The following is a 13,389-nucleotide window of genomic DNA, read 5'->3' as shown; positions in this document are numbered from 1 at the left end:
CTTGGCTTTGGCTTACTTTTCTGTTACGTCGTAATTGCTTATTCGTTAGTGGCTTGCCCGCTATCTGCTAGCTTTTCATCGTAGTTGATATAAGGGACTTTCTTTATCGCGTAAAGTTTAAAAGCGTGCCAATAAATACGGCTCAGCGAAGTGAAATTCATCAGCGGATTTTGTTTTAAGCTTTGGCGGATGCTCTCTTGGGTCATCGGCTCACCATTCATCTTTATACCGGTTTTGAGCACCTCACCGCGTTTATCACTGATATTAATCGCTATACGAATATCAAAAATATCGTTTTTTTTAGCTTTATGATTAGCTGCTTTACTGGATTTATAACGGTGTGGTTTTACGCTGACCTGCCAGTGATAGCGCTGATCGATAGGGTTAAAGGGCGAGACATGAAAATCTTTATCATGGCAAAACTCAGTCTCCTCGCCGTCCAGTAAAAAACCATAATAATGACGCTTATCCCACGGCGTATTAGAGACTTCCGCAAGCAGATGGGTTGGCGTTTGCTCGGTATCAAAGCCAATATAAAAATTCACCGGGCTAAAATAAACACCAACATTACGGCAAACTACTAGCCCAATAATATCGCCTGTAGGACTACTTCCTGCTTTTTCAGTGAAAACAAAAGTCAGACGTTGCAATAACTCATTTACACTTTTACCAGTACTTTTATCGGTAGTTACATCGTCGGAGGTATTTTTATTTGGTGTTGTTAATTCTAACCCTTGCAAGTAATCATCAGCATAAAACTGCTGTAGCGCTTTGTGTTTCGCTGAAAATATCGGTATCCCTTTTATGATTGCTTGACTAAAAGGTAATCTATCTAGAAATTTTGCGTTATTATGGCTGTTACTAGAATTGTTACCTTGAAACCACGAGCTAACGACTTCAGGTAAACCGCTATTTGTTGCTAAAGCAGTAATATTGACGCCCCAATAACGGTACGGATAAGTAAATTTATGCACGTTCGGTAATAGGCGACTGTGCCACGTTGTACCATGAAACAGTTGATGGGGAAATCTACTATTAGACGAACGGTCATTTTTAAGCATTAAGCTCTCTTTTATTTATGGTCATTGCTGCTGAGCACTCTAGTCAACAGCCCGCGCTTTTTAGTTTTACCATTTGTCGATCTCGCGGGCTTGGCTGCTAGCGACGAAAGATACTCTACTAACTCTTGATTGGTATCCGCGCTTAGTAGTTGGCGGTTTTTTAACTTACGAGCAGCTTGATCGGCTTTGACTGGGATGTCTTTATAAACAAAGGGCGTATGCGCAGCCTCACTGTCTGGCAAATGACTGGCGTCAACCTCATCTTTAATATCAATATGGCTACCCAAAGACTGACAAACGCGCAGACCGCTACGCACCCCATCTTCATGAAAACCATTAAACCAATAAGCGCCGCAAAAGTGCGTATGCAGACCACTGCTAGAGATGGTTGACCACTGTTTTTGCGCCTCTATCATCGGCTTATCAAACACTGGATGGCTATAATCAATCGACTTGATAATTTGTGCAGGGTTAATCTTATGATTAAGAGTCACTAGATAATTATGCTGCTTAGTCAGCCTTTGTAAGATATTCATGTGATACGTCAGCACCGGTTTCGCTTGAGACTGCTTACCTGTATTATCTGTCTTGCCATCGGCATCGAGCAAATAATTCCAACTTGCCCAAGCTAAAGGCTTGTTAGGCAGTACGCTAGTATCGGTGTGCAACACCGCCGTATTTGAGGTAAAGCGAAAATGACCTAACACTGCTGACTCATCATCACTCGCATCCTGCAAAATCTTCAAAGCAGTATCAGCGTGACAAGCAAAAATCACTTCATCAAAGCATAAGCTTTCGCTAACGTTATTATGATCATCAATACTATTAACGACCAAGTGAACTTTACCATCCGTCTGATTACGAGTGACAGACTGCACGGGCGAATTGACTCGGACTAGCCCGCCTTTTTTTACAAAGCGTGTCACTAGCTTATTGACGTACTGTTTCGAGCCGCCTTTAATAGTGAACCATTGCGGGCGATTGACTACATCGAGCAAACCATGATTATCAAAGAACTGCGCGAAGAATACCAAAGGAAAATCCTGCACTTCCTCTAAGCTCGTTGACCAAATAGCCGATACCATAGGCAGCAGATAGTTATCAGTAAACAGCTTACCGTAACGTTTATTGGCTAAATAATCGCTCAGCGTCTGCTGAGTAAAAACCCTGACCTCTTCGCCCTTGCTGCGAGCCGCTTCAAAATCCTGACGTAGCTGCTTCAGCTGCTTATTGAATTGCAATATATCTTGTACAAAGCGCCAAAACTTCGGATTAACGATATTTTTACGCTGCGATAACAAGGTATTAAGGGTATGACCGTTATATTCAAAATTGCGCGCGACGTTTTTGACCGAAAAGCTCATATCTGTCGATTGAAATGGCACTTGCAGCTCATGCAATAAGCGAAAAAAATTCGGATAAGTGCGCTCATTAAAGACAATAAAGCCAGTATCAATCGCACTTTTTTCGACCTGACTGTTTTTACTAAACCTAGACTTAGACTTTCTGCCCTCTTGTAGCGTCACCTCAATGGTATTTACATGACCACCAATATAGTCGTTGGCTTCAAAAACGGTAACATCGTGCTCTTTTACCAAATAATGCGCGCAAGTCAGCCCTGAGACGCCTGAACCAATAATCGCGATGCGCTTTTTAATTTGCTTTTGAGTGCTAATATTTTCTTTTTTTGCATGAGTATTAGCTTTTGCTGTTACAGACTTACGGCGAAAAAACGGCATGCATAGTATCCTGAAAAATTTTATTGTATTTATATAGAGAGCCAACTTACGACTTTTTATTAAGCTGTTTACTCACTTGCTGCCATGCCATATCCGGCAGTGTGCCTAAAGTTTTTAGCGGCAGGGTTAGTTTCTTAGGAAACTCAATGACTTCATGCTCCGCTGCGATGCCATCACGAATGGCTTGACTGGCTTGCTCAGTAGTCTGCAAAAACGGCATAGGGAAATCGTTTTGTTTAGTCATCGGTGTATCGACAAAGCCTGGTACTACTAAACTCACCGACACTTCATACGGCGCTAAGCTGATTTGTAAAGTTTTCATTAAGTAATGAATCGCCGCCTTTGAGCTTCCATAAGCCTCGGCGCGAGCAAAAGGTACATAAGCCGAGGCTGAGCCTAGCCCGACTAGTCGACCTTTTGAAGCGATTAGTTTTGGTAACACGCCTTCGATAGCGTGTGATAGCGTGCCCATATTCACTGACATGACCTTCATAAAGGTTTCGCTGTCAAAGTTCGGCATATCTAAATACTCGCAGGCTCCTGCGCAGCAAATCGCTAGATCGACTTGTTCAATATTCTCAAAAGCCTCGATAACCGCTTCTCTATCCATCAAGTCAAGATCTATGGGCATCGCACCTAATTTCTTTAGTTCTGCTAAAGCGTCATCATCACGGCCCACCGCGTAGACCTGCTCATTGTTTGCTAAGTAATCTTTTGCTAATTGCATGCCAATGCCAGAGGTGGCACCAGTGATGACAATATGACGTTTTTTTGACGAAGTAGTCATGGTTATGCTCCTTAGCTGATATGTTTGTGGATGGATTATTAACTCGAAGTTGTTTTGGTACCACTCGAGTTTATAATAGCTAAATAATAAACATAAAAAGTGACGCTATTGTTGTAACTTCGCAAACGTTAGATAAGTTTGAGCTATCAACAGTGCTCATTTATGCATACTTAATAGACCCTAAAAACATTAAATTTTCTGTTACTAGTGTGGTAGGACAGCTTACTATTGACATGCTACAATAAAGCCGCTATTCGCGCTTATTAGAGCGTATTGGCACAGCATTAACTCTACTTTTATCATCATACTTTCAAATCAGACCATTTAATATTTAATAATTACCTTTCTATCTAACCTTTATTTTTTAATAAGACTTAATAAGGATTTTTTATGAGCGAGCTGCAACTATCTGACCGCGTTAATGGCATCAAACCTTCACCAACTCTTGCTATTACCAATAAAGCCAAAGAGCTAAAAGCGGCTGGTAAAGACATTATCGGTTTGGGTGCAGGCGAGCCAGATTTTGATACCCCAGAGCACGTCAAGCAAGCGGCTATTGAAGCGATCAATGATGGCTTCACTAAGTACACTGCTGTTGACGGTACGCCTGAGCTAAAAAAGGCCATTATTGAGAAGTTCAAGCGTGATAATGACATCAGCTATGAGCCTAATGAGATCTTGGTATCGGTAGGCGGCAAGCAGTCGTTCTTTAATTTAGCGCAAGCCTTTATTAATCCAGGCGATGAGGTCATCATTCCAGCGCCGTACTGGGTCAGCTATCCTGACATGGTACTTATCGCTGAAGGTAAGCCGGTCATCGTGGAATGCCCTGCGGAGCAAGACTTCAAAATCACCGCCGAGCAATTAGAAGCCGCCATCACGGATAAAACCAAAATGCTCGTGCTAAACAGCCCCTCTAACCCTACTGGCATGATCTATACTTTAGACGAGCTAAAAGCGTTGGCTGAAGTACTGAAGAAGCATCCGCAGGTTTATGTAGCTTCAGATGATATGTATGAGCACATCCGCTGGACGGGTGATAAGTTCTACAATATCTTAAACGCCGCTCCTGAATTAAAAGATCGCGCTATTATTCTAAATGGCGTATCAAAAGCTTATGCGATGACCGGTTGGCGCATCGGTTATGCAGGCGGTCCTGCCAAACTGATTGGCGCGATGAAAAAAGTGCAATCGCAGTCGACCTCTTGCCCAACCTCTATCAGCCAAGTGGCAGCGACTGCCGCTATCAGTGGCGATCAGAGCGTATTAACGCCGATGGTAGAAGCCTTTGAGAAGCGCTGCGACTTAGTTGTCGATGGTCTAAATGCTATCAAAGGTATCACTTGCCTGCGCCCAGACGGTGCTTTCTATGTCTATCCTAATATCAAGCCTTTGATTAAAGCGGCTGGTCTGTCTTCGTGCACCGAGTTCTCAGAATGGCTACTAGATAAAGTCGGCGTAGCGGTAGTACCTGGCGATGCTTTCGGTCTAGGCGGCTTTATGCGTATCTCTTATGCCACTGATGAAGCGACCTTAAAAGATGCGTTATCGCGTATCGAAAAAGCGGTTGCTGATTTGGATGTCGCAGAGTAATTAGCGAATCTAAAAACTAACAGCATTTAGAGATTTTAATAATTAGCAAAAGACGTCCAACTGCAAGCATAGCTCTTATTTTGCGGACGGGTAAAGCAGTGCTTTGCTTGTACCGTCCTCAGGGCGTCTTTTTCGTTGCTGAGCACTAGCCTCTAGAAGATACTCAGCACTAATTTTGCTGATTTACCTAAAATTTGCATTAAAAAATAAAAAAGGCTTGACCTATTTTTTATCTTTGCTAGAATACGCTCCACTTAGCAGCAACTCATTGTCTAAATAAGTCGTTGTTAAGCTCGTTATGAGAATAAACACTCATAGCTTATTCCTCAATAGCTCAGTTGGTAGAGCGTCGGACTGTTAATCCGTGTGTCCCTGGTTCGAGCCCAGGTTGAGGAGCCAAATTTTTTGACTTTTAGTCAAACGTTAGTTATTAGCAAATACTTCAATAACTAATGGATTTTTTTTGAATCACCTTTGATTCAATTATGGCATTTGCCAAGACCCTCATCTTTTTGATGAGGGTTTTTTTATGGCTGATACCCTATATTTTTAGAGCCTTCACACAAGGTTTAAAGAATTTAAAAATATTTCGCTTAAAGGTTGACAGCCCCTAGCGACTTGGCTAAAATATGCCACACATAACGCGAACTGCTTTGGTAATTATTACAAAGCCAGATTAATTGTTATGACCTTTTATTCCTCAATAGCTCAGTTGGTAGAGCGTCGGACTGTTAATCCGTGTGTCCCTGGTTCGAGCCCAGGTTGAGGAGCCATATTCTATAAAGAGGCCTTCATCATGATGTGATGGGGGCTTTTTTATGTGCGCTATTTTTATGGCTTAGCTATTTTTTTGAGCCATTTTATTGTATGGTAAGACAGATAGCTTGTTTATACAGATGGCGTGTTTTAGAAAGCTTTTTTGCTAGTGCTTATGACTACTATAGACTCACTGCTATTATTAGTGCTGCACACTATAAAGTTAGCTATCGTTTTTCTTAATATTTTTATCCCTACTCACTAAAAGTAATGGTTTATTATGATACCTGTACGCATAAAAAATAAGTTCTCTGACCACCCACAAAAAGTCATGCGTCCGATTAGCATTCGCCTCTCTGAGGAAATGATTGAGCTATTACAGTCTACCTCTTCAGAGCTCGGCTTCAAACGTATTCAAGGGCTAATTCGCCTATACATACGGCAAGGATTAGATCGCGACCATCAGGACTATACTTTGGCGCATGACGAGGTGTTCATTGAGACCTTACGTAAACGCGGCGTTAGTCAGCGTATTATCGATGAGGCTATTGTAGTGACTCATAATAACAACATCACTCATCCCTTATCTGAGCTACAAGATAAGGATAAATAACGATAGCTACTCTTATCGTGAGTCGATATCACTAACGCCTGTTCAGATACTCAAAAGCTAAGTTTGCTTAATCGCGCTTAGCTTTTTTTATATAATATTTTTGCTAATATATCTTTAGAACGACACCCTCTAAACGCCACCCTTTTTTCTGATTTCTCAGATTCTTTATCACAAAGGGCTTTTGATAAGCAAAGATAATTAAGCCCACAGCGGACATAAACAAGGTATATTAAAGCTAATCAGACTTCATTAATTTGAAAATAATAACTATCTGTCTAGACGCTATAAGGAGAGAGATGATGAACAAGAGAAAAATAAGGAAGTTAGCAGTTGTACTATTAACGGTATCACTAGGCATGCCCGTCATCAATGGCTGCTCGATGCCGCAAAATGATCCAACCAAACAAACCATCCCTACCGACTCTGACCAATGGCAAAAAAAGCTAGGTAAAACTTTTGAACAATTATCTGAAAGCGATAGACAGCTACTGAGCCGCTATATGCTGCGCATGAAACTTAGTGATGCTTATGATTCAGGAGCTATGCCGCGCACGACAATTAGGCAGGCTTTGTTACAACAGCGCGAATACGAACGCTTGCATCCTAACAACCCGACTGGCGAGAAAAGTCCTGTAGTGGCAACGAATCAGACCACCGGTATCAACGCCCAGACTTATCCTATAGCACTATTACCCGTTAAAACCAGCGATAGCGATAGCCTAAATCAGGTCAAGTTACAATTTATACTCTCCAACCATGGCGACACTCCTATTGAGAGCTTTAAGGGTTCGTTATTGATGAAAGATGCTAATTTAAAGGAAGGCAAAGCGTTCAATGTTCCTTTGACTCAATTTGCCACTCCTATCGAGCCTGAACAGTCAGGTAAGATAATTATCGAAACGAGTATCGAGAATATCAATGTCATGCGCGCTATTAGAAACGCACAAGATGTGACGATAGAAATTAATGAAGGGACTTTGACTCTTACTGATGGACAAATATTCGAATTCGATAAAGCATTAGAAAAATAATCGCTACCAAATACAATGATATTACCGAAAGGTTAAATACATTTATAAAACATATATTCTTAAAACGTAGCCATAAAAAAAGCCCTTATCCATTAAGATAAGGGCTTTGTCGTTCATATAGAACAAATTTGGCGGAGACGGAGAGATTCGAACTCTCGAAGGGCTATGAACCCTTGTCGGTTTTCAAGACCGGTGCATTCAACCGCTCTGCCACGTCTCCTTAGGTGCAACATTATAGCGACCTCAAATAAAAATGCAATAGCTGAATCAAAAAAAACTATATTATTTTCGTCATAGGCGTTTCTTGCGCGCGCAGACGTTTGTGTGAGCCAAATGCAGGCACATATCTAGCAGTCTATTAGCATAACCCCACTCATTATCGTACCAAGCAAATACTTTGTATTGGTCACCCACTTGCATCAATTGCTGACCATCGATAATCAGCGACTCAGGCTGATGGATAAAATCGCTAGAGACTAAGGGCTCATCGGTATAGGCCATAACTCCCATTAACGACCCTCCACTAGCTGTTTGGAGGGTTTTTCTTATCGCTTCAACACTGACCGCTGCACTTTCAAAGACAAAAGTGACGTCAATAGCGGCGACATCAATGGTAGGCACCCGAATAGAATGACCATTAATCTTACCAACCATAGCAGGCAATACGCGCTCAGTAGCTGCGATACTACTAGAAGTGGTTGGGATAATGTTGTGCCCAGAAGCGCGCGCACGTCTAAGATCGCGATGTGCTTGATCAAGCACCGTCTGATCTGCGGTAACCGCATGTATCTCCGTCATCATCGCTGAGCGCACGCCAAAGGCTTTATCTAAAGTGGCAATCAAAGGCACTAGCGCCTGAGTGGTACAAGAAACGCTTGAAACAATAGGGAGATCATTGGTCAACTGCTCAGCATTGACGCCCATCACAATGCATGCCTCGACATCATCAAAAGGAGCGGCGCCAATAATGACTTGCTTCGCTCCGGCCTCAATGTGCCGATAAGCCTGCTCATAAGAGCGAAAGTGGCCGGTACACTCTAGCACGACATCGATAGCCAAAGTCTGCCATAACAACTGCTCAGGATTGGCCTCTGCGAGCATACGAATACAGTAGGTACGAGCCTGTTTCGTGATACAAAGTTGAGCGCCAGTGTCGATATTAGTGACAATCTCAGCACTAACGCCAAGATGACTCAGCCGTCCATGAGTGCTATCGAACCTAAGTAAGTGCAACAGCGTATCGGCTGGCGCTAAATCATTGATAGCCACCAAATGAATGGTATTACCAAGCACCTCAAAGCGCTCTATCAGCGCGCGTAGTACGTTGCGCCCTATACGCCCAAAACCGTTGATGGCGACTCTGAGCGGCCGTTTACGCACGCTCGTACCTTCTATTGAGCTAGCATTGGTCTGGGGAGTTTTGTTTTGACTCGTAGGCTTTACATCAGACATAAATAATATCGCTATAAATATAGAAGATAGAGTGATTTTAGGGAGTTAGGCTGACGACTGAACTTAAGAGGATGCTAAAGTAGCATTGCATATAAACTAAGGCGTAATAAATATCAGCGCTAAACGTATCGTATTATAATCTATCGTTTGCTTGAGCTGCTCATAGATAGGCTTGAGCTTGATGCTACCATCATCATTGAAGTCATTGGGATTATTAGCGACTTTTATGGCAACATAAGCATTACCAACGGCGGTCATAATCTCATCATCAGGCCGTAGATGATCACAAGCCAGACTCGGATCTTGCGCTTTTAGCTCGCTGATATGACGCATGATCGTCGACTGTGCTAGCTCTCGGGCTTGCGCAATCTCAACAATAGATAGGCTCTCCTCTAACAATACCTTGGTGGCTAGCAGAGTTGCCTCAGACTTATCAGCAACTTGATTACCAAGCTTTTGCTTTTTGTCCTGCTGCGCCTTATCTTGCTCGCGGCGTCTTTTTTGTAGCTTAGCATAGGCCTCAATTACTGCCTGACTAGTAGTACCGCCTGATTTGAGCACAAACTTATCATGACTTTGTTGTAGGCTTTTTTCATCGAGCATGGCATAGTTAGCGTCTGCTTCAGCAGAGAGCTCTAAAAAGCGCTTATCTGCGCCGCGAGCGAGCGGATCTAGCTGCAAGCTCATGGTATTCATACCCAATAGCTTAAGCCCATCTAGTGACTTGAGGCGCGATAAAGCGACATAGCCTTGACCTAACTCAAAAGTGCGCGACAGATCAATCTCAGCGGCATCTAAAGTCATGCCTTGCGATTTATGAATAGTAATCGCCCATGCCAGACATAATGGCACTTGCTCATAACTGGCTAGCACGTCGCCGGTCTCATCTTCGATGATCCACTCTTCCGGTTCAGCGATGACTTCTCGCCCTGAATTCAGCCTAACCACTGGCATTTTTTGCGCGGATGAAGACTTATCTTTTGTTTTGGCTTTTTTATCCTTATCTGCTTTTTTATTATCACTCTCATTGTCATTATCATCGTCAATAATCGTATCATCTTCGGCTATATCTGCTTTAGCATCGTTTTTGGCTTTATCTTTAGCCTTGCTATCGTCTACTTTTACCGCCGCAAAGCCAATCAGCTCACCCATGGTGCCGTTTGATACCCCAAGCTCATTATTATTCTTGATAAACATCACCTTAGCGCCAACTTTTAAGATTAGCTCATCTTGCGTGCGTACGGTCTTCTTTAAGGTATCTACTAGTTTACTCTCACCGGCAGATGAGGCTTCAAATCGTCTCATCTCACCCTCTAGTGCTGCAAGCTCTTTGTCGTTGATTTTATTAACGTTGAGATTATGGGTATAAAGCCGGGTACGCTTAATGTCGACGTTTTGATCAAAGGTGTTCTCAAGAGCCGCAATCGCTTCAAAGCTGACGTCTTGGCGGCGGATCTGATTAAGGATATCATCTAAATCTAAACCGCCATCCGCGGCCGCGCTCACTTGCCGATGCTGCTCAGATAGATAACAGATATGAAAGCCTGCATCAAGCCACGCCTGCGACATAAAGGCGAACTTATCCCGATTACTCTCGCCTTTGCTGCCTATAGGGGGCAGCTGAAAAAAATCGCCGGCGACAATCACTTGAATACCGCCAAAGGCACTGTCGTTTTTGCGGACGTGTTTGAGTACTTCATTGACTAGATTTAACTGCTTGGCATGCAGCATTGAGATCTCATCAATAATAAGTACCGCGGTTTCTTTGAGTCTATCAGCCAAAAACTGCTTGCGTGCCAAGTTACTTAAGTCACGCTCGGACAGCTCATCTTTGATACCGATGCCCGACCAGCTATGAATGGTAGTGCCATTCATATGGGTAGCCGCAATCCCAGTACTCGCCGTCACCGCCACTGGTACTCGCCGCGCACGTAAGTAATGGATATATTGATTGAGCGTATAGGTTTTACCTGAGCCTGCTGAACCGGTCAAAAAGACGTTTTGGCCGGTTTTTAGAATATTAAGAGCAGAAGATTGACGCATAAACCTAGACCAATTAACAAAGGATGAAAGAGGCTCGATAACCGGCTTTGAGACGATAAGGAGCCAAATGTTTGGCAGCAATTATAACAGCTACGCAAGCTTTGCAAACTATTTTAACCAAGCAACCTTAACAAACCAAAAGTTATGCAAGCATAAAACTATTATTATTAAAAGTTGCTATCGCTCTTCGCAAAAGCTCAGTACGATATGAGAATAGCTTTAGCTAGAATCAGGAAGATTAACTCACTATAAAAAGGAAAGCTTCATGTTATATGATACCCCTAATACCGAAAATAGCCCTGTTCAATTTCGCGACAAATACGATAACTTTATCAATGGCGAGTGGACCGCGCCTACCGATGGCGAATACTTCGATAACCCAAGCCCTATCGATGGCAAAATCATCTGCCAAGTAGCACGCTCAAAAGAAGCGGATATCGAAAAGGCGCTCGATGCCGCACACGCCGCCAAAGATGCTTGGGGTAAAACCAGCGTCACTGAACGCGCTAATCTGCTACTAAAAATCGCCGATCTAATGGAAGCGAACCTGGAAGCGATCGCTATCGCTGAATGTTATGAAAACGGTAAAGCAGTACGCGAAACCTTAGCCGCCGATATCCCTCTAGCAATTGATCATTTCCGCTATTTTGCCAGTGCTATCCGCGCGCAAGAGGGCGGCATCAGTCAAATCGATGAAGACACCGTCGCTTATCACTTTCATGAACCGCTAGGCGTCGTCGGGCAAATTATCCCCTGGAACTTTCCAATTCTGATGGCGGTATGGAAGCTGGCCCCTGCTCTAGCTGCTGGTAACTGTATTGTCTTAAAACCCGCTGAGCAAACCCCCGCCTCTATTTTATTTATGTTAGAGACCATCGGGATTGCCGATATCTTGCCAAAAGGCGTCCTCAACGTGGTCAATGGTTTCGGTGTTGAAGCTGGTAAACCGCTAGCCTCCAATCCGCGTATTAATAAAGTCGCCTTCACCGGTGAAACCACCACTGGTCGCCTTATCATGCAGTACGCCAGTGAAAATATCATTCCAGTTACCTTAGAGCTGGGCGGTAAAAGCCCTAATATTTTCTTCGCTGATGTCATGGATGAGGATGATGACTTCTTGGACAAAGCCGTTGAAGGTCTGGTGATGTTTGCGCTCAATCAAGGTGAGGTCTGTACTTGTCCTTCACGCGCGCTGGTGCATGAAAGTATCTATGATGAGTTTATCAAGCGCTGTATTGAGCGGGTCAAAGCCATCAAAATGGGTAATCCACTCGATACCGACACCATGATTGGCGCGCAAGCCAGCTCAGATCAATTAGAGAAAATCCTATCCTACCTCGATATCGGTAAAAAAGAAGGCGCAAAAGTCTTAGTTGGCGGTGAACGCGCCAAACATGACGGCGATCTTGGTGATGGCTACTATGTACAGCCGACTATCTTTGAAGGCACTAACGACATGCGCGTGTTCCAAGAAGAAATCTTTGGTCCGGTACTCGCGGTTACTACCTTTAAAGACGATGAAGAAGCGATGAGTATCGCCAACGATACGTTATACGGTCTTGGCGCTGGCGTATGGACCCGTAGCGTGCATAAAGCCTATCGTTTCGGGCGCGGTATTCAGGCCGGACGCGTGTGGACCAACTGCTATCACGTTTATCCTGCGCATTCCGCATTTGGCGGTTATAAGCAATCAGGTATCGGACGCGAGAACCATCTAATGATGCTCGATCATTATCAGCAAACCAAAAACATGCTGGTGTCTTATAGTCCTAAAGCGATGGGCTTCTTTTAATCGTGTCACATAGTTTTAGATAGAGTTCATCATCTACTAGTCATTATCAAGATGCAATCTATCGTCAGGTAGATTGCATTTTTACTTCTAAAAGATGTATTTGTCAACAAACTCAAAATAGTAGTAATAAGGAGAACATTATGAAACTTGAAGCGACAGAGTCATGCATCGAATTAATCGAGTTATTAAAGTCCAAACACGGTGAGCTGATGTTCCATCAGTCAGGTGGCTGCTGTGATGGTAGCTCGCCAATGTGCTATCCGCTAGGTGAGTTCAAAACTGGCGCTCAAGATGTGCTCGTCGGTGAGCTAGCGGGCTGCCCGTTCTATATGGGTAAGGCGCAGCATAAGCTGTGGCAACATACTGACTTAACTATCGATGTAGTCGATGGTCGCGGCGCTAGCTTCTCGCTGGAGATACCTGAAGGCAAACGCTTTATTGTACGCTCAGAGGTGTGCGCGGTGGAGTAAGGTGTTGACACTCTCTTCAAGCTTAAGCCATATAGCGACGTTGATAACGGTC

At 43.5% G+C, this 13,389-nt stretch carries 10 protein-coding genes and 3 tRNA genes; 7 read left to right on the top strand and 6 right to left on the bottom strand.

What is annotated here, in order from left to right:
* Window positions 1-38: 38 nt before the first annotated feature.
* Genes ACTXGJ_RS06115 through ACTXGJ_RS06105 form a run of 3 tightly spaced genes read right to left on the bottom strand, consistent with a single transcriptional unit; the run spans window position 39 to window position 3,587 of the window.
* On the bottom strand, window positions 39-1,061 hold the full coding sequence (locus tag ACTXGJ_RS06115; protein WP_443565372.1) for a DUF1365 domain-containing protein: 1,023 nt from the start codon (window positions 1,059-1,061) through the stop codon (window positions 39-41).
* 11 nt (window positions 1,062-1,072) lie between these two features.
* Complete coding sequence (locus ACTXGJ_RS06110) at window positions 1,073-2,800, bottom strand: NAD(P)/FAD-dependent oxidoreductase (protein ID WP_443565371.1); 1,728 nt, start codon at window positions 2,798-2,800, stop codon at window positions 1,073-1,075.
* A gap of 46 nt (window positions 2,801-2,846) precedes the next feature.
* A complete protein-coding gene (locus ACTXGJ_RS06105; RefSeq protein WP_439242640.1) occupies window positions 2,847-3,587 on the bottom strand; it encodes an SDR family NAD(P)-dependent oxidoreductase in 741 nt (246 codons plus the stop codon).
* Between the two features lie 390 nt (window positions 3,588-3,977).
* On the opposite strand from ACTXGJ_RS06105, the gene ACTXGJ_RS06100 reads away from it, so the two are divergent.
* From ACTXGJ_RS06100 to ACTXGJ_RS06080, 5 genes are all read left to right on the top strand, one after another.
* Complete coding sequence (locus ACTXGJ_RS06100) at window positions 3,978-5,180, top strand: pyridoxal phosphate-dependent aminotransferase (protein WP_443565370.1); 1,203 nt, start codon at window positions 3,978-3,980, stop codon at window positions 5,178-5,180.
* Window positions 5,181-5,503: 323 nt separating this feature from the next.
* Window positions 5,504-5,579: transfer RNA gene (locus tag ACTXGJ_RS06095), tRNA-Asn, on the top strand.
* 298 nt (window positions 5,580-5,877) lie between these two features.
* Window positions 5,878-5,953, top strand: a tRNA-Asn gene (locus ACTXGJ_RS06090).
* A gap of 263 nt (window positions 5,954-6,216) precedes the next feature.
* The gene (locus ACTXGJ_RS06085; RefSeq protein WP_439242644.1) at window positions 6,217-6,549 is read left to right on the top strand and encodes a CopG family transcriptional regulator; all 333 of its coding nucleotides are present in this window, start codon (window positions 6,217-6,219) and stop codon (window positions 6,547-6,549) included.
* A gap of 296 nt (window positions 6,550-6,845) precedes the next feature.
* Window positions 6,846-7,580, top strand: a complete 735-nt coding sequence (locus tag ACTXGJ_RS06080) for a hypothetical protein (protein ID WP_439242646.1) — start codon at window positions 6,846-6,848, stop codon at window positions 7,578-7,580.
* A 129-nt stretch (window positions 7,581-7,709) separates the two neighbouring features.
* Here ACTXGJ_RS06080 and ACTXGJ_RS06075 read toward each other — a convergent pair.
* The 3 genes from ACTXGJ_RS06075 to ACTXGJ_RS06065 all read right to left on the bottom strand — a co-directional run bounded on the left by ACTXGJ_RS06075 (window position 7,710) and on the right by ACTXGJ_RS06065 (window position 11,075).
* Window positions 7,710-7,800 (bottom strand) — tRNA-Ser (locus ACTXGJ_RS06075).
* A 71-nt stretch (window positions 7,801-7,871) separates the two neighbouring features.
* On the bottom strand, window positions 7,872-9,032 hold the full coding sequence (locus tag ACTXGJ_RS06070; protein ID WP_439242648.1) for a type I glyceraldehyde-3-phosphate dehydrogenase: 1,161 nt from the start codon (window positions 9,030-9,032) through the stop codon (window positions 7,872-7,874).
* Window positions 9,033-9,128: 96 nt separating this feature from the next.
* A complete protein-coding gene (locus ACTXGJ_RS06065) occupies window positions 9,129-11,075 on the bottom strand; it encodes an AAA family ATPase (protein ID WP_439242650.1) in 1,947 nt (648 codons plus the stop codon).
* A 265-nt stretch (window positions 11,076-11,340) separates the two neighbouring features.
* Here ACTXGJ_RS06065 and exaC point away from each other — a divergent pair, with 265 nt between their 5' ends.
* Both exaC and ACTXGJ_RS06055 read left to right on the top strand, forming a co-directional pair.
* Complete coding sequence (gene exaC, locus ACTXGJ_RS06060) at window positions 11,341-12,867, top strand: acetaldehyde dehydrogenase ExaC (protein WP_439242651.1); 1,527 nt, start codon at window positions 11,341-11,343, stop codon at window positions 12,865-12,867.
* Between the two features lie 140 nt (window positions 12,868-13,007).
* Entirely contained in the window at window positions 13,008-13,337 is a 330-nt protein-coding gene (locus ACTXGJ_RS06055) for a DUF779 domain-containing protein (protein WP_439242653.1), read from the top strand.
* The last annotated feature ends 52 nt before the right edge of the window (window positions 13,338-13,389 follow it).

This window comes from Psychrobacter sp. 1Y11, assembly GCF_052259045.1.
GTDB lineage: Bacteria > Pseudomonadota > Gammaproteobacteria > Pseudomonadales > Moraxellaceae > Psychrobacter.
This window is presented reverse-complemented; position numbering and strand designations above follow the sequence as displayed.

Coding starts and splice junctions, on each gene's coding strand:
- ACTXGJ_RS06080 (WP_439242646.1), top strand. CDS start 6,846: ATGATGAACAAGAGAAAAATAAGGAAGTTAGCAGTTGTACTATTAACG.
- ACTXGJ_RS06070 (WP_439242648.1), bottom strand. CDS start 9,032: ATGTCTGATGTAAAGCCTACGAGTCAAAACAAAACTCCCCAGACCAAT.
- ACTXGJ_RS06065 (WP_439242650.1), bottom strand. CDS start 11,075: ATGCGTCAATCTTCTGCTCTTAATATTCTAAAAACCGGCCAAAACGTC.
- ACTXGJ_RS06115 (WP_443565372.1), bottom strand. CDS start 1,061: ATGCTTAAAAATGACCGTTCGTCTAATAGTAGATTTCCCCATCAACTG.
- ACTXGJ_RS06085 (WP_439242644.1), top strand. CDS start 6,217: ATGATACCTGTACGCATAAAAAATAAGTTCTCTGACCACCCACAAAAA.
- ACTXGJ_RS06055 (WP_439242653.1), top strand. CDS start 13,008: ATGAAACTTGAAGCGACAGAGTCATGCATCGAATTAATCGAGTTATTA.
- ACTXGJ_RS06110 (WP_443565371.1), bottom strand. CDS start 2,800: ATGCCGTTTTTTCGCCGTAAGTCTGTAACAGCAAAAGCTAATACTCAT.
- ACTXGJ_RS06105 (WP_439242640.1), bottom strand. CDS start 3,587: ATGACTACTTCGTCAAAAAAACGTCATATTGTCATCACTGGTGCCACC.
- ACTXGJ_RS06100 (WP_443565370.1), top strand. CDS start 3,978: ATGAGCGAGCTGCAACTATCTGACCGCGTTAATGGCATCAAACCTTCA.
- exaC (WP_439242651.1), top strand. CDS start 11,341: ATGTTATATGATACCCCTAATACCGAAAATAGCCCTGTTCAATTTCGC.